Consider the following 22434-nt stretch of genomic DNA (forward strand, 5'->3'; position numbering starts at 1 on the left):
ATCAGCGCGCGCCGGCCAGTGCGCACCAGCGCGCCGCATCCAGGAACGCGGTGCGGCGCTCGGCCAGCCGCGCCGCCGCCTCGGCATCCTCGCCCCATTGCTCGGCCTGCCAATGCTCGTCCAGGCTGGCGGCATCGAACAGCGCCTCGGCCTCCGTCGCGCCGTGCAACAGGGCGAGCGTGCCGACGAGCGTGCCGCCGAGCTGCGTCATCGTCGCGGCGCCCGCGAGCAGCCAGGGATCGAGCGCCTCGACCGCGCCGCGCAACGCAGCGAGCGTCCGCGCCGGCTGGTCGACCGGGACGATGCCGGCCGTGACCGCGAATTCGATGCCGAAGCGGCCCCGCGCCCAATCCAGCAATGGCTCCCAGAGATCATTCTGGCGGGCAACCAGCGCTTCGGGCTCGTCGGCGCGATAGCAGAGCAGATCGCTTTCCGCATAAGCCGCCACCTGGCCCCGGAAGGCGCCCGGCCCGGTCAGCACGCGGTCTATGGTCGCATTGGCAAAGCCGGTCATCGGCATGGTGCGCGGATCGATCTCCTCGCCTTGCACATCCCATTCCGCCGCGATCGCCTGCGCCATGGCGGCGTGCGGCACCACGAGCGGCGCGCGCATGGGCGTGCGCACCGGACGGCCATCCAGCCGGATCGCCCAGCCCTCGCCGTCCGCAACAGCCTGCGCTTCCTTCCAGAAACGCTTCACGGCCGGCCGGGGCCCTGCTCGCGCGGCGTGGCGAACGCGCGCGCCAGCATGCGCGGCACGATCATGAACTGGACGAAGCCGACGATGGAAATGATGAGCCCCATCCATTTCGCCTTGTCGCCCTGCACCCAGCCGAAACGCTGCAGCGAGATCGCCATGCCGAAGATGAGAATGATCGCGCCGGAGAGGCGGAACAGGCTGATGATGAAGAAGCGCTGCTTCGCCGCCGCCGCGCGCCGGGCCGCAGCCTCGGCCGTCTCGCCACCGATGCCGGGGCCGTCTGTCCTGTTCTCGCTCATGGCAGGCCGATATGGCGGCCAAGCTCCGCGCTGTCCATGGCGACGCTTGCCGCGCCCGCCGCAATCAGTTCCTCCGGCACATGATAGCCCCAGCCCACACCGAGCGCGCGCACGCCGGCCGCGCCGGCCATCAGCATGTCGAAACTGGTATCGCCGATCATCACGGCCTGCTCCGGGCCCACGCCCGCATCGGCCAGCGCCGTCTCGATCATGGAAGGATGCGGCTTGGACGGGTGCCGGTCCGCCGTCTGGAGCGAGACGAAGCGCGCATGCAGGCCATGATGCTCGAGCGCGAGGCGCAGCCCCCGGTCGGACTTGCCGGTCGCGACCGCGAGCAGCCAGCCGTCCGCTTCCAGCGCGTCGAGCAGCGCGGCGATACCCTCATAGAGCGGTTCGTGAAGCTGCCCGCCGGCACGCAGGGCATGGAAGGCCCGCTTGTAATGCTCGCTGATCTCATGGTGAAAAGGCGTGTCCGCGTCCGGCAGCAGCTGCGCCATCGCCTGCGGCAGCGACAGCCCCACGACCGAGAGGCACTGCGCCCGGTCCGGACAGGCCAGCCCCATCGCATCGAAGGCCGTGCCCATCGCCGCCACGATACTGTGCTGGCTGTCGATCAGGGTGCCGTCGCAATCGAAGATGGCGAGGCGGAGAGAAGATGAAGCGGCCGTCATGCCCGGCTGGTCGCAGACCCGGCCCGCGAAGGCAAGGCGGATCGCCGTGGCGCAGGGCGGGGAGCGCCAATCGTATACAGGGTTGGTGACGGCGGCGCCCGAAGGTCCTACACAAGCCGCCATTCAGCCATTCCGTGGAGACATTCATGCATCGTCGCACTTTCGTCCTCGGCGCCGCCACGGCCGCCATCGCCGCAACCATGCCCGCCAGGCTCGCCGCGCAGACGGAAGCGAGCGGGGGCGCGCAGGCAGGCGGAACCCCGGCCGACCAGAAGCTGCGCGCCATGCTCGACCGGTTCTTCCAGGCCCGGATCGACGAATCGCCCGAGGCGGCGACACGGCTGGGCCTCGACACCGGCGCGCGCGCCGGCCTGCGCCGCAAGCTGGACGACGAATCGGCAGCGGCCCGCACCCGCGCGCTGGCACGCGCCAAGGCCGAGCTGGCCGAACTGCAGCAGGTGGATGCCGCGGCGCTCTCCCCGAACGCGCAGATCGATCTCGAAGTGGTCTCATATCAGCTCGAGCGGTCGATCGCGGGAGCGGAGAGCTTCTCCTACGGCAGCAGCATGGGCCGCTATGCGCCTTATGTGCTGAGCCAGCTGACCGGGCCCTATCGCGACATTCCCGACTTCCTCGATTCGCAAGTGCGCGTACGCAATGCCGCCGAGGCCGACGATTATCTCGCCCGGCTCGAAGCCTTCCCCAAGGCGCTCGACGACAGCACCGAGCAACAGCGGGTGGACGCGGCGAAAGGCGTGTTCGCGCCCGACTATATTCTCGACACGACGCTCAAGCTGCTCGGCAACGCGCGCGACCTGCCCGCCGGCGAGACGGTGATGGTCACCAGCTTCGCCCGCAAGCTCAAGGACGCGGGGCTGCCGCCCGAACGCGCGGCGCAGGCGGAAGCGATCGTGGCGCAGAAGGTGTTTCCCGCGCTCGACCGCCAGCGCGCGCTGGTGACGGACCTGCGGAGCAAGGCCGTGCATGACGCGGGCTGCTGGCGCCTGCCGGATGGCGAGGCTTATTATGCCGGCGCGGCCGAAGCCGCCACGACCGTGAAGATGACCGGCGACGAGATCCACAAACTCGGCCTCGAGCAGGTGGCGGAACTCAATGCGCGGATCGACACGATCCTCAAGGGCCAGGGCATGAGCAAGGGCACCGTCGGCGAACGGCTGGTGGAGCTCAACAAGCGGCCCGACCAGCTCTTCGCCAATACCGACGATGGTCGCAAGGCCCTGCTCTCGCTGCTCAACGAGCAGGTGAAGGCCATGTATGCCCGGCTGCCCGAGGCCTTCCTGACCCTGCCCAAGGCGCCGGTCGAGGTGCGCCGGGTGCCCGAGACGATCCAGGCCGGCGCGCCGGGCGGCTATTATCAGAGCGCCTCGCTCGATGGCTCGCGCCCGGGCATCTATTTCATCAATCTGCGCGACACGTTCGACCGCCCGAAATTCGGCCTTGCCACTCTTTCGCATCACGAGGCCGTGCCGGGCCACCACATGCAGGTGATGCTGGCGATGGAAAGCCCGGACATTCCGCTCATCCGCCGGCGCGGCGGCTTCAGTGGCTATTCGGAAGGCTGGGCACTCTACACCGAGCAGCTGGCCGACGAGATGGGCATGTTCGAGGGCGATCCGCTCGGGCAGGTGGGCTATCTCCAGTCGCTGCTGTTCCGCGCGACGCGTCTGGTGGTGGACAGCGGCATGCATGCCAAGCGCTGGAGCCGCGAGCAGGCGACCGATTATTTCCTCGCCACCACCGGCATCGCGCGCGGGCGCGGCCAGGGCGAGATCGACCGCTATACCGTCTGGCCGGGGCAGGCTTGCAGCTACAAGATCGGCCACACCGTCTGGGTGCGGCTGCGCGAGGCCGCCAAGAAGAACCCGGATTTCGACCTGCGGGAATTCCACGAGGTGCTGCGTCTCGGCGCCATGCCGCTGGCGGTGCTGGAGAAGGTGGTCACGGCGCGGTGGGTCATCGCCTGATCCTTGCCGGATATCAGGCACGGGGGCGTGGGGCGCGATTTGCCCCCATCCCCCGCCCCTCCTGCCGGACCTGAGCCGGCATCCCGCTTCTTTCGGCATCCAGCCTTTAGCGGCGGCGCACCCGACCCGGGGCCTGCAACGAAATCGCTGCCCAATGATTGGAAAGAAGCAAGGAGGCCGGCATGGGCATGATGATCGACGGGACGTGGCATCCCGGCGAAGTGACGGAAAAGAACCGGAACGGCAGCTTCGAGCGGCAGGACAGCGGCTTTCGCGACTGGATCACGCTCGACGGCGAACCGGGGCCGGACGGCCGGCGCGCAGTGCGCGCCGAGGCGGGGCGCTTCCATCTCTATATCAGCTATGCCTGCCCCTGGGCGCACCGCGCCCTCATCGTGCGCGCCCTCAAGGGACTGGACGACATGATCGGCGTCTCGGTCGTCGATCCGCTCATGCGCGAGCATGGCTGGACATTCGAGACCGGGCGGGGCGGCACGGGCGATGCGCTGCACGGCGCGGACTATCTCTGGCAGGTCTATGCGCGCAGCCGCAGGGCTTCAGAAGATGGCGGCTATACCGGCAAGGTGACCGTGCCGGTGCTTTGGGACCGCAAGGACGAGCGGATCGTCAACAACGAATCCTCGGAGATCATCCGCATCTTCAACCACGCCTTCGACGATCTGGGCGCGCGGCCGGGCGACTTTTATCCCGACGGGCTCACCGATGCGATCGACGCGGTGAACGCGCGTGTCTACGAGACCGTGAACAACGGCGTCTATCGCTGCGGCTTCGCCACCACCCAGCAGGCCTATGACGCGGCGATCGGCCCCCTGTTCGACACGCTCGACTGGCTGGAGACCCGCCTCGGCGCCGCCGACTGGCTGGTGGGCGACCGCCTCACCGAAGCGGACATCCGCCTGTTCACCAGCCTCATCCGGTTCGACCCGGTGTATCACGGCCATTTCAAGTGCAACATCCGGCGCATCGCCGACTATCCCGCGCTGGTGCGCTTCCTGCACCGGATGATGGACGATAAGCGGATCGCCGACACGGTGCATTTCGACCACATCAAGACCCATTATTACGCCAGCCATCGCGATCTCAACCCAAGCGGCATCGTGCCGGCGGGGCCCATCCCGCTCGTGCCGCCGCTGCCGACAGACCCGCAATAGCAAGGAGAGTTGCTGCCATGCCCCGGACCGAGGAGGACCAGAAGAAACTGGCCGAGAAAGCTCTGGCGCAGAAGGAAGAGAATGCCGCGGCGCCTCACCATCCGGCGCCGGAACCGCATGCGGACGAAGGCATGGCTTCCACGCCGCGCCCCGACCAGCCGCCCTCCGGCGCGTTCGACGCGGAAGGCCATCGCCCGGTTCTGGAGCGCAGCCGCAAGGTCCGCTGAGGCAGGCACGGAGCGCACCCGACCCCAGAGGCATCTCACTCAGTCGGCGAGCATGCGCTCCAGTGCCGGGCTCAGCCATTCACGCGTGAGGGCACCCTCCTGCGCCAGAATACGCGCGGCCAGCCCTTCGCGCACGGCCAGTTGGGCCCCCTGTGCGATGCCCAGCACGGTGATCGCGGTGGCCCATGCATCGGCATCCATCGCGCGCGCATGCAGGACGCTGACGCTCGCGACGCCGTGGGTGACCGGGTGGCCCGTGCGCGGATCGAGCGTATGATCGCCGCGCACATAATTGCCCGAGGTGGCGACCGCGAGCTGGTGCAGCGCCACGCGCAGCGGCCGAGCGCGCAGGCCGGGCGGCGTCTCCAGATCCACCCACCAGGGATCGCCATCGGGCCGCATGCCGCGCCCCACGCATTCGCCGCCTATCTCGACGAGGCAATGCCGCACGCCGCGCGCGGTCATCAGGTCCGCGATCATATCTGTGGCATGACCCTTGGCGATGCCGGAAAGATCGAGCCGGAGCCCGCCGGGCTGACGCAGGCGGCGCGCCGCGCGATCGAATGTGACGCGGTGCCAGCCGGAGAGCCGCAGCGCCTCGCGCCGCTCGGCATCGCTGACCGGCGTCACGCGCGGGTGCGGCCCGAGCCCGTGAAGATCAGTGAGGCAGCCGGCGGCGGGATCGAACGCACCGTCGCTGCGCTGCGCGATCTCGAGCCCGGCCTCCATCACCGCCGCGAAATCATCCGGCAGGCTCGTCCAGCTTCCATCCGCAGCGCGCCCATAGCGGGAAAGCAGGGACGTCTCGTCCCAATGGCTCATCTGCGCGGTCAGATCGTCGAGCCGCGTCTGAACGCTGTCCCCCAGCGCCGAGAGATCGGCGCCGGGAGCCGCCGCGAGGCGCACGCGCCAATAGGTGCCCATCGTCTCGCCGGAAAGCTCGGCGAGGCGCGCGGCAGGATCGAGCCCCGTCAGCGCGCCCGCATCGATCTCCGGCGGAACGGCGATGCGGATGGTCGCGAACGCGCCGTTCAGGGCGCCATCACTTCCACGGTGGTGGTGTAGCTCATCCGCCGCGCGGTGGCGCGGGGCACGGAGGGCTTGTCGTCGCTCAGCGTCGCGTTCAGCCAGAACATGCCGGGCATCGTCCAGTCAATCGCCGCCACGCCATCCGCGCCGGTCGTCACCTCGAACACACCTTCGGCATCGCGATAGCGCTTGCCGCCGGGGACCACCGTGACCTTGAGGCCGGCCGCGGGCTGGCCATCGACCGTGAAGCGGAAGCGCGCCGTCTCGCCCTGCACCAGCTCGGCCGGATGCGTGATCGGCACAAGCTCCAGCCCCTTTCCGCTGGCCTTGATCTCGGTCGGCGCGCCGGAGGTGACGAAGATCTCGTTGCGGCCGGACGTCTCGGTCAGCTTGAGGTCGGTCGCGTTGGCCGGGATTTCGTCGACCGTCGCGACGAAGCGCGGTGCCTGCCCGCCGGGGCGACCCGCCATCGCATTGCCGCCGGCCGGACCACCCTGCCCCTGCGCCGCGCCCGGCGGCGGCCCGCGCCGTCCGCCCAGCCGCCATTCGACGCCATCGACCTTGAACGTGCCCATCACGCCGGATTGGCTGGTGCCGATCCGCCAGGTGCCCGGCTTGTCCAGCTTCACGTCGAACACCGAGCGATAACGGCCGGTCGACGCGTTCTGGATCGCCACCTCTTCGCCCTGCGGATTCCATGCCTTCACGTTGGTCAGCTGCATGGCGACATGATCGGCGTAGAACAGGTCGTTGGAGACAGCCGCATCGACCGATACCCACGGATCCTGCCCGGAGAAGATGGTGCCCGAGGGCAGCAGCCACTGGCGGTGCGCCTGGGCGGGCATGGACGCCGCGACCAGGCTTGCGGCGATGAGAAGGCTTGTCTTCATGCGCATGGAAATGACCCCTTTCAGCGGGCGGAAAGCGTGATGGCGCCAAGCTCGGCCTTGCCGGAAGCCGAGCCGCCGGCGACCGGGACGGTGAGCGGCATCGAGACGATCTCGCGCCCGCCGGTCTCGCGGGCCGCCTCGACATAAAGCGTATACTGGCCGGGCTTGAGATCGGCCGGCAGCGTGACCTTGTGCGTGCCGGGCGCGCGCGTGGCGCCGCTCACGCCATCGGCCGGCAGCTTGAGGCTCCGCCCGCCCTTGCGCCACCAGGTGCGCAGATCCGAGAGCCACTTGGTGCCGGGCTCGGCGCCGCGCAGATCGACATCATACCACACGAACAAGGTGCGCGCCGCGCCGCCGCCCGCCGGCTCCACCCAGGCCGCGACATAGGGCCGGTGATATTCGGCCACGTTGAGGCGCGGAATGGTGATGCTGATGCTGGCGGCCGAGGCTGGCGCGGCGGCCAGGCCGGCAATCAGGAGAGACGTCTTCTTCATGAACGGCGAACCTTCTAGTGAATGAACAAGATGGCGATGACGACGGGAATGAGGAGGCCAAGGCCGACCAGCGGCCAGGTGCTCGGGCGATGGCGCGCATGGATCTGCAGCAGGAACAGCCCGGTGAGCGTGAACACGATGCAGGCCACCGCGAACACATCGATGAACCAGAACCATGCATCCCCGCTGTTCCGGCCCTTGTGCAGATCGTTGAGGTAGGAAATCCAGCCGCGGTCCGTATGCTCCGACGTGACGGCGCCGCTTGCCCGGTCAATGGCGATCCAGGCATCGCTGCCCGGGCCGGGAAGCGCGACATAGACCTCATCCGCCGACCATTCCGCCGGCTTGCCGCGCGCATCAAGCGACACCGCCTCGCGCAGATGATCCGCCACCGCGCCCGGCAGCGGCGCATCGGGCGCCGGCGGTTCGCTACGGAGCTGCGTTGCGAACGGTGCGGGGAGCGTGACGCTTCCCTCGGTCACGCGAGGCTGCGCGCTGATCGACGAGGCATGATTGAGCGTGATGCCGGTGATCGCAAAAAGCAACATGCCCACCAGCGAAATGGCGGCGCTGATCCAGTGCCAGCTGTGGAGCTGCTTGATCCACCAGGCGCGGCGCGCCTTGCGCGGGTTCCGCACCGGCGCGGGAGCAGAAGCGCGCGCGGGGGCCACCCCGCGAGCGGGGGCGCCGTTTCCATGCTGCTGCACGTCACCAGTCAATCTGCGGGCGTCCATCTTGCTCCCCGGATATTGCAAGGAACGGCCCGCCGCCGCGCCCCGCCCGAATCATCCTTGATGAAGGGCTCTTTGCATATATTGCGAAGCATTCGCAAGAGAGGAACACCGAGGACAGCGAGAGAAATACGCGGCAAGTGAGCGCCACATAAGGCTGCTGCCTGCCATCCCCCTCCCAATAATTCTGCAGCCGGGACCGTGCAGAAAACACGCGCGAAACACTGGACGATCTCGCCGCAATATCATATGCGAATGACTCGCAATTACAGGACCGGGCACGATCGGTTGGGGTATGAACGCATATTTTGATCCGGCTTTCAAGGCGCACACATCGCCCGCGGTGGCCGCGTCCGAGCGATCGGCCTACCGGCGCTCGCGCGGCAGCGACTCGGTCGCGACCGTGGGCGCACTGGTCTTCGGGCTCGCCACCGTGGGCGCGTTCGCCTTCATGCACCCCAGCTTCGTCCGCAAGGCACCGCGCACGCCGACCATCGTCACCATGATGGAATTGCCGGACGATCCGCCGCCCGCGCCGCCGGAACAGCCACCAGCGCCCGAGACGCCCCCGCCGCCGAGCGCGCAGGTGGTGGCCCCGGTGCCGCTCGTCGCCTTGCCCGAACGGCCGGCTCCCCTGGCGCCGGCCGTCGCCACGCCGCCCGCGCCGCCCGCGCCGGTCAGGGCCGCGCCCCCGCCCGCCCCACGTGGACCGCAGGATATGGGCGATATCTCCGCCCGGATGATTTCCGCCCGCCCGCCCGCCTATCCGCTCGCATCCCGCCGGGAGAAGGAGGAAGGCACCGTCATGCTCTCGGTGCTGCTGGCGATCGACGGGCATGTTGCCGAGATCGCCATCGCACGGAGCAGCGGCTTCCCCCGTCTCGATCGCGCGGCGCTGGATGCGGTGCGCGACTGGCGCTGGTCGCCGATGACGCGGGACGGCGAGCCGGTCATGGTACGGGGGCTGGTGACCATCCCCTTCATTCTTCAGCGCGGCGATCCGGGTCGCCATCACCGCCGCGGAAAGCATGATCACGGCCCGGACCCGAGGGACCGACCCCTGTCTGACGGGCAGATCAAGACGATCGAGACCTGAGCGCGGCCGGCGCGGGCAGCGGGCATCCAGTGGTACAACCGCGGGCGGCTGCAACGGGGCTTGCTGCCGGGAGGCACGGGACCGATGCCAGCACACCGCAGGCGGGCGGGAAAGGGCCGCCCCACGGAGCGCATCCTCTACAGATCGGATTTTTGTTGCGAATGATTCTCACTAACTATTGACGGGGATAATGACTCGCAATATCGGCGTCGGCGAAATGCACAACAGCAGACAGGGGAACCAATGACGCTGCTTTCTTCACGCCAGGCCCAGGCCTTCCTCGCCCTTTCCTGTGTCGGCTCAGTGCTGACGCCCACCCTGGCGCAGGCGCAGACCGGCGCCGACACCCAGCAGCCGGCCCTTGGCGGCGTGACCGTCACCGATACCGCGATCGACGATACGCGCGAGACGCGGGTGGAGACACCCAAGGCCACCCGGCCCGTGCGCGACACGCCACAGACCATCACGGTGCTCACCGGCCAGCAGCTCGAACAGCAGAACCTGCTCACGCTGCGCGATGCGCTCTCGATCGTGCCGGGCATCACCTTCGGCGCGGGCGAAGGCGGCGGCGGCTATGGCGACAGCATCAACATGCGCGGCTATTCCGCCAACACCGACATCACGCAGGATGGCGTGCGCGACAGCGGCCAGTACAGCCGCACCGACCCGTTCAACACCGAGCAGATCGAAGTCACCAACGGCGCCAACTCGGTGATCGCCGGCTCGGGATCGGTCGGCGGATCGATCAATATCGTGACCAAGCGCCCGCTCGCCGAGGACCGGGTGGTGATGACCGCCGGCATCGGCACCGATGATTATTATCGCGGCACCATCGACGCCAATCTGGTCGTCGGCGATTTCGCCGCATTCCGCCTCAACGCCATGGGCCACCGCAATGACGTGCCCGGCCGGGACGTGGAGAATTATGAGCGCTGGGGCATCGCGCCTTCCTTCACCATCGGCATCAACAGCCCGACGCGCCTGACGCTGCAGTATCTCCACCAGGAGGATACCAACATCCCGCAGTACGGCGTGCCTTATGTGGCGGCGCTGGGCGGGCTGCTGCCGGGCGCCGACATCAGCGACTATTTCGGCTACCGCAATGTCGACACGCAGGAATCGACGGTCGACCAGCTCACGGCCATCTTCGAGCATGAGTTCAGCGACACGGTGAGCATCCGCAATCTCACGCGCTGGCAGAATGTCGAGCAGTTCGTCCGGGTGAGCCCGCCGCAGGGCACCTACTGCCTCGCTTCGGGCACCCAGGCCAACGGGGCGGCCTGCCCCGCGACCACACCTCCGGGCTACTTCCTGCCGGGCGGCCCGCGCGGAACCACGCGCGATTCCCGCAACGAACTCGCCTTCACGCAACTCGACCTCATGGCGACCGCGTTCACCGGCGGCATCGAGCACACCATCACCCTGGGCGGCGCGCTCAGCTGGGAGAAATACGGCCTGGTGAGCGGCAACTGGAAGCGCAATGCGGACGGCACGACGCCGGCCGAACCGCTCATCAACATCGCCAATCCCAATGAAGTGGTGATGGGGCCGGCCGGCTTCTCCTATGGAAGCAATCGCTGGACGGGGCCGGTCAACTTCCTCCCCACCGCCACGCAGGACGGCGAGCAGAAGAATTATGCCGTCTATCTGTTCGACACGATGAAGCTCACCGAACAGTTCGAGCTCAACGCCGGCATCCGCTATGAGAAGAACAAGGGCTGGTTCCGCCCCGGGACCATCGCCGGCGCCACCGCGACCAGCCCCGGCGTCACCACGCCCGGCACCAAGGTGTGGAACGAGGACGACCTCTTCTCCTACCGCGTGGGCCTCGTCTACAAGCCGGTCGAGGCGATCAGCGCCTATGTCGCTTATGGCAACAGCAAGACGCCATCCAAGACCTCCGTCAACGGCTCCTGCACCATCGCCGGCGTGAACGGCGCCACGGCCACCAGCTGCAATGTGGACCCCGAAACGGCCGTCAACTATGAGGTGGGCGTGAAGGCCGAGCTGGGCGAAGGCGTGCTGCTCTCCGCCGCGCTCTTCCGCAACGAGCGCAGCAACTACAAGGTCGCTTCCATCGATCCGACCATTCCCGACCAGCAGCTCAACGGCAAGTCGCGCGTCAATGGTGTCGCGCTGGGTGCCAACGGCCAGATCACGCGGGCCTGGAGCATCACCGCCAACTACACCTATCTCGACAGCAAGGTGCTGCAGAACGCCGCCAACGGCGCAGCCGACGACCCGCAGAAGGGCGCACCGCTCACCAACACGCCCAAGCATAGCGGCAGCGTGTTCACGACCTACAAGCTGCCCTTCGGGCTGCAGGTCGGCTACGGCTTCACGTACCAGGGCAAGTTCTACCTGAACAACACAGGCGACGTGCTTTACGAAGTGGACGATTACCTCATCCACAACGCCTATCTCTCCTACAACTTCACCGACACGATCGGGCTGCAGCTCAACGTGAAGAACTTCACCGACGAGAAATATTTCACCGGCGTGCGCAACAACGCCACCACGAACGCCGGCTGGGCGCGTGTGGGCGAAGGCATCTCGGCGATCGGCACCCTGACTGTCGGTTTCTGAGGACGAACTGAAGCCCTGGGGCGGCGGGCCTTGCACCGCCGCCCCTTTTTTTCCGTCCGGCACAGACCCGCCGGACACCCGATTTCGCTGCTGCCATGAGGTGGCGTTCGCGCCACGCCCCCGCTAGTAGACGGGACGCCCGACACGGACGGGCCGTGCATCCCGGCGAAGGAAATGCTCATGCTCCTGCAGATCCCCGGCCTCTTCACGCCCGACGAAGCGCGGGAAGCGCGCACGATGCTGGAGAGTGCGCCATGGGAAGACGGGCGCGCCACGGCGGGCCATCGCGCGGCCAGCGTGAAGAGCAACCTGCAACTGCCGGCCGACCACCCCGTGGCGAAGACGCTCGGCGAGCGCATCCTCGACCGGCTGGCGCACACGCCCCTGTTCATCGCCGCCGCGCTGCCGCTGCGCATCCTGCCGCCGCGCTTCAACCGGTATGAAGGCGGCGGCACTTACGGCAATCATGTCGACAATGCGATTTTTCCCATCCCCGGCACGGCGCTGCGCGTGCGCACGGACATCTCGACCACGATCTTCTTCAGCGATCCCGAGGATTATGACGGCGGCGAACTGATCGTCGAGGACACGTTCGGCGAGAAGCCGGTGAAGCTGCCGGCGGGCGATGCCATCGTCTACCCCGGCAGCAGCCTGCACCGGGTGATGCCGGTGACGCGCGGCACGCGCTTCGCCTCGTTCTTCTGGACGCAGAGCCTGGTGCGAGACGACCAGCGGCGGCGGATGCTCTTCGAGCTCGATTGCTCCATCCAGAAGCTCGGCAGCGACCATCCCGGTCACGGCTCGATCGACGGCTTCACCAACGTCTATCACAACCTGCTGCGGCAATGGTCCGAGACATGAGGGCGGACAACGACACCCATCCGCCGCTGCCACCGCTGGGCGCCATTCCGCCCGACCTGCGCTCGCTCGCCGATTACGAACGGCGCGCCGTGGCGCATATGGCGCCGCCCTGCTGGACCTATCTGCAGGAAGGTTCGGGCGATGATATCACCCTGCGCGAGAACCGCGCCGCTTTCGACCGGATCGGCCTGCTGCCCCGCGTGCTGGCCGACCTGCGCGGCGGATCGACCCGCGTCACGATGCTGGGCCAATCCCATGCCGCGCCGATCCTGCTCGCACCGGTCGCCTATCAGCGCATCGCCCATCCCGAGGGCGAGCTGGCGACCATGCGCGCGGCCACCGCGATGGGGATCGGCATGGTGCTGAGCACGCTTGCCAGCGAGACCCTCGAAGACGTGGCGGCGGCGCGCGCGGCGGCGGCACGGGACCTCGGCACCGCGCCGGCCCCGCTCTGGTTCCAGCTCTATGCGCAGGAAACGCGCGAACAGACGCTCGCCCTCGTCCGCCGCGCCGAGGCGGCAGGCCATGAGGCCATCATGCTGACCGTGGATGCCTCCATCAAGCGCGCGAGCTTCGCGCTGCCGCCGGGCGTGGAGGCCGCGAACCTGCGCGGCACCGCCCGCCCGGCGCAGACGGCGCAGGCGCTCGGCCGCATCCTGCTCGGAACGCCGCTCGCCGATGCAGCGCCGCGCTGGGACGATATCGCCTGGCTGCGCGGCGAGACGCGCCTGCCGCTGCTGCTCAAGGGCATCATGACGCCGCAGGACGCACGGGAGGCCGTGCGCCATGGCGTGGACGGCATCGTGATGTCCAACCATGGCGGGCGCGTGCTGGACGGCATGCCGTCCCCGCTGACGATGCTCCCCGCCATCGCGGAAGCCGTGGCCGGCGAGGCGACCCTGTTGCTGGACAGCGGCGTGCGGCGCGGGACCGACGTGGTGAAGGCGCTGGCACTTGGCGCAAGCGCGGTGCTGGTGGGCCGGCCGCAGGTCCATGGCCTCGCCGTCGCGGGCATGGCCGGCGTGGCTCACGCGCTTCTCATCCTGCGCACCGAGCTGGAACATGCGATGGCGCAACTGGGCTGCGCAACGCCGGGCGAGATCGGCCCGGAACATTTATTCGTGCGCGCCTGAGCGGCCCGAGTATCGCGGCCCCTCCCCGCACGGCTCGTCAGCTCCAGACCATCACTGTCTTGCCAATGCCTGTCCCGGCCTCCAGCGCGGCATGAGCGGCCCGCAGATTGTCGAGCGTGGCCGGAAGCTGCCGTGTGGCAGTCGTGCGAATCCGCCCGGCATCGACCAGCGCCGCGATCCGCGCCAGCGTCGCCCCCTGCCGCTCGGGCGCGCAACCGAACATGGCGCGCGCGAACATATATTCCCAATGGACCGACAGCGCCTTCTGCTTGAACGGCTTGATGTCCAGCGCGGCGGGATCGTCGATCACCATCAAATGGCCGAAGGGGCGCAGCAGCGACGGAATGACCGGCAGGGCGGCATCGGTGCCGGTGGTCGAGAAGACGGCATGAAGGCTGCCCGGCGGGAGGCCAAGCGCCGCCAGCCCATCCGCAAGCGAACGCCCGATCACGTCATCGGCGCCCATGGCCCGCACCCATGCGACACTCTCGGGCCGGGAGGCCGTCGCGATAACACGGGCAGGCGTGAGCGCCTTCATGAGCTGGACCGCCATCGATCCCACGCCGCCCGCGCCGCCGATGACGAGCACGATGCTCTCCGCGTCATAAGCGATGCCGCGCTCCAGCATCGCCTCGCACGCGGTGAGCGCGGTCAGGGGCAAGGCGGCGGCCTGCGCGAAATCGAGCGAAGCAGGCTTGTGCGCCGCCAGCCGGTGATCGACCGTCTGGAGCGTCGCATAGCTGCCCGGGCGTGTGACATCGCCCGCGTAGAACACTGCGTCCCCCGGCGTGAAACCGGTGGCGCCGGGCCCCACCGCCTCGACCACCCCCGCCGCGTCCCAGCCGAGAATGACAGGCGCATCCGCGCCGCCATCGCGCGTGCGGCGAATCTTGCAGTCCACCGGATTGAGCGCAAACGCCCGCACGGACACCAGCAAATCGCCGGGCCCGGGCACCGGATCGACCATGTCGCGCAGGCGCAGCGCGAAATCCGTCAGATCATGGGCCTTGTCATAGGCGAAAGCGTGCATATCCGGTCCTTTCCTGCCTGGCGGCGCATTCTTCCTGGCGGCACCGAATGGTCCGGAGACCGTGCCATGCCGGGAACGAAAGCGATGACCGCATCGTTTCAACGCTATTCACTGGACTCAACCCCCGCAAGCATTATATACCGCTCGATATGGAAGCAGCAGCAGCAGTCAGAGGCAGACCTCGGGAGTTCGACACCGACCACGCGTTGGTGGCGGCTTTGCGCGTATTCTGGAGCAAGGGTTATGAGGGCGCGTCCCTCAGCGACCTGACCGAGGCGATGGGCATTACCCGCCCCAGCCTCTACGCGGCGTTCGGCAACAAGGAAGCCTTGTTCCGCCAGGCCCTGGATCTCTACGAGCGCGAGAAGATGGCTTATATCGGCGCGGCGCTGGAAGCCCCGACGGCGCGCGGCGTGGTGGAACGCCTGCTGTGCGGCTCGCTCGATGTCTGCTCGAGCGATAGCGAACCGCGCGGCTGCCTGCGCGTCATTCATTCGAGCGCCTGCGGCACTGAAGCGGAGTGCATCCGGCAGGAAGTGCTGAGGCGCGGGGAATCGGTCAAGTCCGCCGTGGTCGCGCGCATGCAGCGCGCCATCGATGAAGGCGACTTCGATACGCCCGTCGATCCCAAGGCACTCAGCGATTACCTGACCACCGTCCTGCAGGGCATCGCCGTGCAGGCAAGCGCCGGCGCGACGCGCGAAGCTCTGCAAGGCGTCGCGGACCTGACACTGGCCTGCTGGCCCGGCCGCTAGGGCTGATCGCCACTCAGCGCTGGCGGACTGCCAGACGCTGTTTCGCATACTCACGAAGCTCGCCACAGCTTCGGGCTCTGCGGGCCTGACCCGACACCAAGTTTGTCGCTCCGCCATCTTTCGAATGGCGATCGCCTCAAGGCGAATTTTTCGCATTGCAGAAAAAAATATCGAGCAGTATAAAAATAGCGCTTGACCCACCGCCGTCTATTTCATACTGATCAGTATAGAACAGGGGCGGAGGAAGTGCGGGACCGAGTCGATCCTGCCTCGATCTTCCAAAGCCTGATTTGACAATCTTCTAAAGGTTTCGACCGTCCGGGGAGATGGCGCGCATGCGCTGCCTTTTCCGGGGTTTTGTCTGTGTGCGAGTAAGGGTCTTCCCGGCGGAGCCAAGGCTTTTCCGGGCGCAGACCGTCTTATGCCTGCAACACAGCGGGAGGAGACGAAATGATGGCCTATGTGAACTTTTCCGATCGGTCCGGAACGGCAGTCATGGAACCGCTGTTCCCGCCGGCACGCGTCCGCAGCAGCGAAGCCAGGACCTTCACCCAGCGCGAATGGGTGATCGTCTCGCTGGCGCGCACGGACTCGCGCGGCTCGATCCAGCCCGACACGCGGATGGCCCGCATCTTCCGCACCATCTTCGGCATCAAGCGGGAAAATCCGCTGTCCGACAACCGCCTTGAAGCATTGCGCCGCATGGCCGTGCTCAGCTGGCACGACGGCTACAACGTCGCGCCTTCCGAAATCCTGGCCTTCCTCGAGGCCGGCTATTCCGAACGCCAATATGAACTGCTCGCCGAGCGCATCGTCGCGGCGCGCGCAGACCGCAGGGGAAAGAATCGATGAACATGCACCAGCTCTTCCGGCAGGGCGACGCCCGGCAGACGGACGAGATCCCAGCCCCCAGCCGCGCGCGCTCGCTGCGTCGCGCTGCCTGGATCGCCCTTCCCGTGCTGGCCGTGGCCGGCATCTACGGCTATGCCCAGCGCGGCGGCCAGCCCGCAATGGCGCAGGCCCTCCCGACCGTCACCGTCTCGACGCCGCTGCAGCGCGAAGTGACCGAATGGGACGACTATATCGGCCGCTTCGAAGCCAGCCGCTCGGTGGAAGTGCGCCCGCGCGTTTCCGGCGCGATCACCGCGCTGCACTTCACGGACGGACAGATCGTGCGTGCCGGCCAGCCGTTGTTCACCATCGACCAGCGCCCGTTCCAGGCCGCGCTGGCCGAGGCGCGCGCTGGCGTGGCCACGGCGCAGAGCGACCTCGCTCTCGCCCGCACTGACCTCGAGCGCGCGCAGCGGCTCATCGAGGTCGATGCCGTCTCGCAAAGCGAAGTCGACAGGCTGCGCGCTCGCGTCCAGGCTGCCACGGCGGCGCTGGCCGGCGCGCAGGCACGGGCCCGCAGCCGCGCGCTCGACCTCGAGTTCACCACAGTGCGCGCCCCGATCAGCGGCCGCATCTCCGACCGGCGGATCGACCCGGGCAATCTCGTCTCGGCCGGTGACGGCGCATCGGGCACGCTGCTGACCACGATCAACGCGCTCGACCCGATCTACTTCACGTTCGAAGGCTCCGAAGGGCTGTTCCTCAAGCAGAAGCGCGAGGGCAACGCCAAGGGCGCCGCCGTGCAGGTGCGCCTGCAGGACGAGAGCGACTATCGCTGGGCGGGCAAGCTCGACTTCACCGACAATGGCCTCGATCCGCGCTCGGGCACCATCCGTGCCCGCGCCGTCATCGCCAATCCCGACATGTTCCTCACCCCCGGCATGTTCGGCAACATGCGCCTCGCCAGCGGCACGACCGTGAAGGCGATGCTGGTGCCCGACACCGCCGTGCAGACCGACCAGGCGCGCAAGCTGCTCCTCGTCGTCGGCAAGGACGGCACTGTCGCCGCCAAGCCGGTGACGCTCGGCCCGGTCATCGATGGGCTGCGCGTGGTGCGCGGCGGCATCGAGCCTAGCGACCGGGTCGTGATCGTCGGCACGCAGATGGCCATGCCAGGCGGCAAGGTGCAGGCGACGACCGGCAAGATCGAGCCCGAGGCGCATGCATCCGCCGCATCCTCTCCCACCGCCCTGCCGCTTGCCGGCCAGGCGACCTTCGCCCGCTAAGCGGCGAGCCCCCTTTCCGGAGGACAGCCATGCGCCTCTCCCGTTTCTTCATCGACCGGCCGATCTTTGCGGCCGTCATCGCGGTGATCATCACGATCATCGGCGCGATCTCCTATTTCTTCCTGCCGGTCTCGCAATATCCCGAGGTCGTCCCCCCGACCGTAACCGTCTCCGCCACCTATCCCGGCGCATCCGCCGAAACGGTGGCCGAGACAGTCGCGAGCCCGATCGAGCAGCAGATCAACGGCGTCGAGAACATGCTCTACCAGTCGTCCCAGTCGACGGGCGACGGGCGTGTGGTCATCACCGTCACGTTCAAGCAGGGCACTGACCTCGATGAGGCGCAGGTGCTGGTGCAGAACCGCGTCGCCATCGCCCTGCCGCGCCTGCCGCAGGAAGTGCAGCGGCTGGGCGTCGTCACCATGAAGACCTCGCCGGACTTCCTGCTGATCGTCAATCTCATCTCGCCGGACAAGTCGCTCGATCGCGAATATCTCTCCAATTATGCGCAGACGCGCATCAAGGATCGGCTCGCGCGCCTCGAGGGCGTGGGCGATGTCCAGCTCTTCGGCTCGCGCGACCTCGCCATGCGGGTGTGGATCGATCCGCGCCGCGCGGCCTCGCTCGACCTGACCGCCGGTGACATCGTGAACGCCCTGCGCGCGCAGAACGTGCAGGTCGCCGCCGGCACGCTCGGCCAGCCGCCGGCCGGCAGCTCCGCCTTCCAGCTCAATGTCGAGACGCAGGGCCGTTTCACCGACCCCGACCAGTTCGCCAACGTCGTCATCCGCACCGATGCGCAGGGACGGCAAGTGCGCGTGCGTGACGTCGCCCGCGTCGAGCTGGGCGCCGAGGATTATGGCACCTCCGCCTATCTGGGCGATCGGGACAGCGTGATCATTCCCGTCTTCCAGATGCCCGGTTCCAATGCGCTCAGCGCAGCGGAAGGCATCAAGGCGGAAATGGAACTGCTCGCGAAGGATTTCCCCAAGGGCCTGGAATATCGGATTGTCTACAATCCGACCGAGTTCATCCAGAAGTCCATCGACGAAGTGGTGAAGACGCTGATCGAGGCCGTGATCCTCGTGGTGCTCGTCATCATCGTGTTCCTCCAGAAATGGCGCGCGGCGATCATCCCCGTCCTTGCCATCCCGGTCTCGCTGATCGGCACCTTCGCCGTGCTGGCCATGCTGGGCTACTCGCTCAACAATCTCTCGCTGTTCGGCCTCGTGCTCGCCATCGGCATCGTCGTCGACGACGCGATCGTCGTCGTCGAGAATGTCGAGCGCAATCTGGAGCAGGGGCTCAGTCCGCTGGAGGCCGCCCGGGTTTCCATGGATGAGGTAGGCGCCGCGCTCATCGCCATCGTGCTGGTGCTGTGTGCCGTGTTCGTGCCGACGCTGTTCATCAGTGGCATGTCCGGTGCTTTCTACCAGCAGTTCGCCATCACCATCTCCGTCGCGACCGTCATCTCGCTCGTGCTCTCGCTCACGCTCTCGCCGGCCTTTGCGGCGCTGCTGCTGCGGCACCGGCACGCGCTGCCGGAGAACGCGCCACGCTGGCAGCAACTCGCCGAGCGTGCGGGCAATGCCTTCAATCGCAGCTTCGAGCGGTTCAGCGCCTCCTATGCGCGCCTGACCGAAAAGCTGGTGCGTCAGCCCCGCAAGATCATGGCGGCCTATGCCGGCCTGATCGCGCTGACCGTGGGCGCGCTCTGGTACACCCCCTCGGGCTTCATTCCGGCGCAGGACCAGGGCTATTTCTTCACGATCATCCAGCTTCCGCCGGGCTCCTCCACCGCCCGCACGGACGAGGTGATGAAGAAGGTCGCCGACCGGATGCTGCCTATTCCCGGCATCAGCGATACCGTCATGCTCTCCGGCTTCGACGGCGCCTCGGAAACGCGCAACGCCAGCTCGGCCGCCGCATACTGGGTGCTCGACGATTTCGATGAGCGCGCCAAGCATGGCCAGTCCATCGACGCGCTGATGGAGGAAGCCCGCAAGGCGACTGCCGACATCACGGAAGCCCGCCTCATCATCGCCAAGCCGCCGCTCATCCGCGGCATCGGTTCGGCCGGCGGCTACCGCATGATGGTGCAGGACCGCGACGGCAAGGGCTATCGCGCGCTCGAACAGGCCGCTTATGGTCTGATCGGCCCGGCGAACCAGACCGAGGGGCTCTTCTTCGTCTACACCTTCTTCGACACGGCCACGCCGCGCGTCTATGCAGACATCGACCGCGACAAGGCCCAGATGCTCGGCATCCCGCCCGAGCGTGTGTTCGAGACGCTGCAGGTCTATCTCGGTTCGTCCTTCGTGAACGACTTCAACCTGCTCGGCCGCACCTATCGCGTCACCGCACAGGCCGACGAGCCGTTCCGCCGCACGACCGCCGACATCGCCAATCTCCAGACCCGCTCGGATTATGGCCAGATGGTCCCGATCGGCTCGGTGGCGACGTTCCGCGACACGACCGGCCCTTATCGGGTGCAGCGCTACAATCTGTCGCCGGCCGTGGCGATCGACGGCGACACCGCGCCGGGCTATTCCTCCGGCCAGTCGCTCAAGACGATGGAAGCGCTGGCGGATGCCACGCTGCCGCCCGGCTTCACGCACGAATGGACTGGCATCGCCTATCAACAGGCCACGGCCGGCAATACGGCGGGACTGGTGTTCGGCCTGGCCGTGCTGCTCGTCTTCCTGGTGTTGGCGGCGCAGTATGAGAGCCTGGTCATGCCGCTCGCGATCATCCTGATCGTTCCCATGTGCGTGCTGGCGGCAATGGTCGGCGTCAACCTGCGCGGCATGGACAACAATGTGCTCACGCAGATCGGCCTCATCGTGCTGGTGGCACTGGCGGCGAAGAACGCGATCCTGATCGTCGAATTCGCACGGCAGGGCGAGCAGCTGCAGGGTCTCTCGCCGGTGCAGGCGGCCGTCCACGCCGCCGAGCAGCGCCTGCGGCCGATCCTGATGACGAGCTTCGCCTTCATCCTGGGCACGGTGCCGCTGGTACTGGCCTCGGGCGCCGGCGCGGAACTGCGGCAGGCCCTTGGTACGGCCGTCTTCTCCGGCATGCTCGGCGTCACTGCGTTCGGCCTCATCTTCACGCCCACCTTCTATGTCGTCAGCCGCGCGCTGGGCGACCGCATCGACCGCCTGCGCGGACGGGGCGGCCAGCATCCCGAGCCCGCGCCGCTGCCGGCCGAATGAGGAATTTCCCCATGAAAGCCTCTCATTTCCTTCTGCCCATGGTTTCCGCGCTGGCGCTTTCAGCGTGCGCGGCGGGGCCGGACTACGTCGCCCCTACGCCCCCCCCGACGTCCTCCGGCCCCTTTGTTTCCGCCACCTCCCCTGCCTTCGCGCAGGCGGACATTCAGGCCGACTGGTGGCGCCTCTACGAGGACCCGGTCCTCGACGGCCTCATCGCCGATGCGCTCGCCGCCAATACGGACGTGCGCGTGGCGGTGGCACGGCTGGAACGGGCCCGGGCAACGCTGCGCGGCGCCCGCTCGGACCGGCTGCCGCAGACGAGCATCGATGCGGGCGCAACCTATGGCCGGTCACCCGCGATACAGCGCCTGCCGGGCATGCCGCGCGAGAACTGGTCCGTCGATGGTGGCCTCAGCGTCTCCTATGAAGTCGACCTGTTCGGCCGGGTGAGCCGGGGCGTGGAAGCGGCGCGCGGTGATGCCGACGCGGCCGCCGCCGATGCCGATGCCGTGCGGGTCGCCGTCGTCGCCGACACCACGCGCGCTTATGCCGACGCGGCCGCGGGCGCGGCGCAGCTCAAGGTGACGAACGAGATCGTCAGCCTGCTCGACCGGCTGCTGGGCCTCACGCGCCAGCGGCGGGAAGCCGGCCTCGCCACATCGCTCGACGTCGCCCGCATCGCGACGCTCCGGGACCAGCGGGCGGCGGACATCCCACGGCTGGAAGCGGGGCGGCAGGCTGCCCTGTTCCGGCTCGCCACGCTCACGGGCCGGACACCTTCCGCCCTGCCGGAGATTGCGGGGCAGCGCTCCATCGGCCTCGAGATCACATCGCCGATCCCGGTCGGCGACGGCACCGCGCTGCTTGCCCGGCGCCCGGACGTGCGCGCCGCGGAACGGCGCCTTGCGGCCGATACCGCGCGGATCGGCGTGGCGACGGCGGACCTTTATCCGCGCGTGACGCTGGGCGGATCGGTCGGCTCGACCGGGCCGGATATTGCCGACGCGTTCGGCGCCGGGCCACTGCGCTGGCTGCTCGGGCCGCTGATCAGCTGGGCCTTCCCCAACCAGGAAGCCAACCGCGCCCGCATCGCCGGTGCCCGCGCCGACAGCGAAGCCTCGCTCGCCGCCTTCGACGGCGCGGTATTGCGCGCGCTGGAGGAGACCGAGACCGCGCTTTCCAACTATGCCCGCGCGCTGGAGCGGCGGCAGTCGCTCAAGGCGGCCCGCGATTCCGCCGAGGTCGCCGCGCGCATCACGCGCGCCCAGCAGCGTGAGGGAGCGATCGACTCGCTGCAACTGCTCGACACCGAGCGGACCTTCGCGGAAGCCGAGGCGGCGCTCGCGCAGCAGGACGCCTTCGTCGCGCAGGCGCAGATCGACGTCTTCCGCGCGCTCGGCGGTGGATGGTCCGACAGCACCCGGCTCGCGGCATCGTAAC

Annotated in this window: 20 protein-coding genes; 12 read left to right on the forward strand and 8 right to left on the reverse strand. The window is 68.0% G+C overall.

Annotation, left to right across the window (positions count from 1 at the left end; translation table 11 throughout):
• Position 1: 1 nt before the first annotated feature.
• From HNP60_RS17020 to HNP60_RS17030, 3 genes are read right to left on the reverse strand one after another with little or no spacing between them, the layout of a single operon-like run.
• Positions 2–700, reverse strand: a complete 699-nt coding sequence (locus HNP60_RS17020) for an ATP12 family protein (protein WP_184156030.1) — start codon at positions 698–700, stop codon at positions 2–4.
• Positions 697–999 (reverse strand): hypothetical protein, encoded by a 303-nt coding sequence (locus HNP60_RS17025; protein ID WP_260394960.1) that lies wholly within the window; start codon positions 997–999, stop codon positions 697–699. The genes HNP60_RS17020 and HNP60_RS17025 overlap by 4 nt, the downstream gene beginning before the upstream one ends.
• A complete protein-coding gene (locus HNP60_RS17030) occupies positions 996–1670 on the reverse strand; it encodes an HAD-IA family hydrolase (RefSeq protein ID WP_184157156.1) in 675 nt (224 codons plus the stop codon). Before HNP60_RS17030 ends, HNP60_RS17025 begins: the two co-directional genes overlap by 4 nt.
• A 146-nt stretch (positions 1671–1816) precedes the next feature.
• On the opposite strand from HNP60_RS17030, the gene HNP60_RS17035 reads away from it, so the two are divergent.
• From HNP60_RS17035 to HNP60_RS17045, 3 genes are all read left to right on the forward strand, one after another.
• Positions 1817–3655 carry a DUF885 domain-containing protein gene (locus HNP60_RS17035; protein WP_184156032.1) on the forward strand — a complete coding sequence of 613 codons (1839 nt, stop codon included), beginning with the start codon at positions 1817–1819 and terminating at the stop codon, positions 3653–3655.
• 182 nt (positions 3656–3837) lie between these two features.
• Positions 3838–4827 (forward strand): glutathione S-transferase family protein, encoded by a 990-nt coding sequence (locus HNP60_RS17040; RefSeq protein WP_184156034.1) that lies wholly within the window; start codon positions 3838–3840, stop codon positions 4825–4827.
• 17 nt (positions 4828–4844) lie between these two features.
• A complete protein-coding gene (locus HNP60_RS17045; RefSeq protein WP_184052588.1) occupies positions 4845–5054 on the forward strand; it encodes a hypothetical protein in 210 nt (69 codons plus the stop codon).
• A gap of 39 nt (positions 5055–5093) precedes the next feature.
• Here HNP60_RS17045 and HNP60_RS17050 read toward each other — a convergent pair whose 3' ends face one another.
• From HNP60_RS17050 to HNP60_RS17065, 4 genes are all read right to left on the reverse strand, one after another.
• Positions 5094–5978, reverse strand: a complete 885-nt coding sequence (locus HNP60_RS17050) for an FAD:protein FMN transferase (RefSeq protein ID WP_184156036.1) — start codon at positions 5976–5978, stop codon at positions 5094–5096.
• A 107-nt stretch (positions 5979–6085) separates the two neighbouring features.
• Entirely contained in the window at positions 6086–6979 is an 894-nt protein-coding gene (locus tag HNP60_RS17055) for a DUF4198 domain-containing protein (RefSeq protein ID WP_184156037.1), read from the reverse strand.
• A 14-nt stretch (positions 6980–6993) separates the two neighbouring features.
• Positions 6994–7470, reverse strand: a complete 477-nt coding sequence (locus tag HNP60_RS17060) for a DUF2271 domain-containing protein (protein WP_184156039.1) — start codon at positions 7468–7470, stop codon at positions 6994–6996.
• A 14-nt stretch (positions 7471–7484) separates the two neighbouring features.
• Entirely contained in the window at positions 7485–8108 is a 624-nt protein-coding gene (locus tag HNP60_RS17065) for a PepSY-associated TM helix domain-containing protein (protein WP_184156041.1), read from the reverse strand.
• Between the two features lie 388 nt (positions 8109–8496).
• Here HNP60_RS17065 and HNP60_RS20125 point away from each other — a divergent pair, with 388 nt between their 5' ends.
• The 4 genes from HNP60_RS20125 to HNP60_RS17085 all read left to right on the forward strand — a co-directional run bounded on the left by HNP60_RS20125 (position 8497) and on the right by HNP60_RS17085 (position 13877).
• On the forward strand, positions 8497–9297 hold the full coding sequence (locus HNP60_RS20125; protein ID WP_184156043.1) for an energy transducer TonB: 801 nt from the start codon (positions 8497–8499) through the stop codon (positions 9295–9297).
• Positions 9298–9540: 243 nt separating this feature from the next.
• Positions 9541–11883 carry a TonB-dependent receptor gene (locus HNP60_RS17075; protein WP_184156045.1) on the forward strand — a complete coding sequence of 781 codons (2343 nt, stop codon included), beginning with the start codon at positions 9541–9543 and terminating at the stop codon, positions 11881–11883.
• A 180-nt stretch (positions 11884–12063) separates the two neighbouring features.
• Complete coding sequence (locus tag HNP60_RS17080) at positions 12064–12744, forward strand: Fe2+-dependent dioxygenase (protein WP_184156047.1); 681 nt, start codon at positions 12064–12066, stop codon at positions 12742–12744.
• A complete protein-coding gene (locus HNP60_RS17085; protein ID WP_184156049.1) occupies positions 12741–13877 on the forward strand; it encodes an alpha-hydroxy acid oxidase in 1137 nt (378 codons plus the stop codon). Before HNP60_RS17080 ends, HNP60_RS17085 begins: the two co-directional genes overlap by 4 nt.
• Before the next feature lie 37 nt (positions 13878–13914).
• Here the strand turns inward: HNP60_RS17085 and HNP60_RS17090 are convergent, their stop codons facing one another.
• Positions 13915–14907 (reverse strand): zinc-binding alcohol dehydrogenase family protein, encoded by a 993-nt coding sequence (locus tag HNP60_RS17090; RefSeq protein ID WP_184156051.1) that lies wholly within the window; start codon positions 14905–14907, stop codon positions 13915–13917.
• A gap of 149 nt (positions 14908–15056) precedes the next feature.
• Between HNP60_RS17090 and HNP60_RS17095 the strand changes: the two genes are divergently transcribed.
• The 5 genes from HNP60_RS17095 (at position 15057) to HNP60_RS17115 (ending at position 22433) form a co-directional block, all read left to right on the forward strand.
• A complete protein-coding gene (locus HNP60_RS17095; protein WP_184157158.1) occupies positions 15057–15662 on the forward strand; it encodes a TetR/AcrR family transcriptional regulator in 606 nt (201 codons plus the stop codon).
• A gap of 495 nt (positions 15663–16157) precedes the next feature.
• Entirely contained in the window at positions 16158–16514 is a 357-nt protein-coding gene (locus HNP60_RS17100; RefSeq protein WP_184156053.1) for a hypothetical protein, read from the forward strand.
• Complete coding sequence (locus HNP60_RS17105) at positions 16511–17779, forward strand: efflux RND transporter periplasmic adaptor subunit (protein ID WP_184156055.1); 1269 nt, start codon at positions 16511–16513, stop codon at positions 17777–17779. Before HNP60_RS17100 ends, HNP60_RS17105 begins: the two co-directional genes overlap by 4 nt.
• A 29-nt stretch (positions 17780–17808) precedes the next feature.
• Entirely contained in the window at positions 17809–20994 is a 3186-nt protein-coding gene (locus HNP60_RS17110; RefSeq protein ID WP_014077776.1) for an efflux RND transporter permease subunit, read from the forward strand.
• An 11-nt stretch (positions 20995–21005) separates the two neighbouring features.
• A complete protein-coding gene (locus HNP60_RS17115) occupies positions 21006–22433 on the forward strand; it encodes an efflux transporter outer membrane subunit (protein WP_184156057.1) in 1428 nt (475 codons plus the stop codon).
• Position 22434: the final 1 nt, after the last annotated feature.

This window comes from Sphingobium lignivorans (genome assembly GCF_014203955.1).
Lineage (GTDB): Bacteria > Pseudomonadota > Alphaproteobacteria > Sphingomonadales > Sphingomonadaceae > Sphingobium > Sphingobium lignivorans.

Excerpts from the sequence above, each read along its gene's own strand:
- HNP60_RS20125 (WP_184156043.1), top strand. The coding sequence starts at position 8,497 with ATGAACGCATATTTTGATCCGGCTTTCAAGGCGCACACATCGCCCGCG.
- HNP60_RS17090 (WP_184156051.1), bottom strand. The coding sequence starts at position 14,907 with ATGCACGCTTTCGCCTATGACAAGGCCCATGATCTGACGGATTTCGCG.
- HNP60_RS17050 (WP_184156036.1), bottom strand. The coding sequence starts at position 5,978 with ATGGGCACCTATTGGCGCGTGCGCCTCGCGGCGGCTCCCGGCGCCGAT.
- HNP60_RS17060 (WP_184156039.1), bottom strand. The coding sequence starts at position 7,470 with ATGAAGAAGACGTCTCTCCTGATTGCCGGCCTGGCCGCCGCGCCAGCC.
- HNP60_RS17025 (WP_260394960.1), bottom strand. The coding sequence starts at position 999 with ATGAGCGAGAACAGGACAGACGGCCCCGGCATCGGTGGCGAGACGGCC.
- HNP60_RS17115 (WP_184156057.1), top strand. The coding sequence starts at position 21,006 with ATGAAAGCCTCTCATTTCCTTCTGCCCATGGTTTCCGCGCTGGCGCTT.
- HNP60_RS17045 (WP_184052588.1), top strand. The coding sequence starts at position 4,845 with ATGCCCCGGACCGAGGAGGACCAGAAGAAACTGGCCGAGAAAGCTCTG.
- HNP60_RS17110 (WP_014077776.1), top strand. The coding sequence starts at position 17,809 with ATGCGCCTCTCCCGTTTCTTCATCGACCGGCCGATCTTTGCGGCCGTC.
- HNP60_RS17040 (WP_184156034.1), top strand. The coding sequence starts at position 3,838 with ATGGGCATGATGATCGACGGGACGTGGCATCCCGGCGAAGTGACGGAA.
- HNP60_RS17030 (WP_184157156.1), bottom strand. The coding sequence starts at position 1,670 with ATGACGGCCGCTTCATCTTCTCTCCGCCTCGCCATCTTCGATTGCGAC.
- HNP60_RS17055 (WP_184156037.1), bottom strand. The coding sequence starts at position 6,979 with ATGCGCATGAAGACAAGCCTTCTCATCGCCGCAAGCCTGGTCGCGGCG.
- HNP60_RS17075 (WP_184156045.1), top strand. The coding sequence starts at position 9,541 with ATGACGCTGCTTTCTTCACGCCAGGCCCAGGCCTTCCTCGCCCTTTCC.
- HNP60_RS17085 (WP_184156049.1), top strand. The coding sequence starts at position 12,741 with ATGAGGGCGGACAACGACACCCATCCGCCGCTGCCACCGCTGGGCGCC.
- HNP60_RS17095 (WP_184157158.1), top strand. The coding sequence starts at position 15,057 with ATGGAAGCAGCAGCAGCAGTCAGAGGCAGACCTCGGGAGTTCGACACC.
- HNP60_RS17080 (WP_184156047.1), top strand. The coding sequence starts at position 12,064 with ATGCTCCTGCAGATCCCCGGCCTCTTCACGCCCGACGAAGCGCGGGAA.
- HNP60_RS17100 (WP_184156053.1), top strand. The coding sequence starts at position 16,158 with ATGGAACCGCTGTTCCCGCCGGCACGCGTCCGCAGCAGCGAAGCCAGG.
- HNP60_RS17035 (WP_184156032.1), top strand. The coding sequence starts at position 1,817 with ATGCATCGTCGCACTTTCGTCCTCGGCGCCGCCACGGCCGCCATCGCC.
- HNP60_RS17105 (WP_184156055.1), top strand. The coding sequence starts at position 16,511 with ATGAACATGCACCAGCTCTTCCGGCAGGGCGACGCCCGGCAGACGGAC.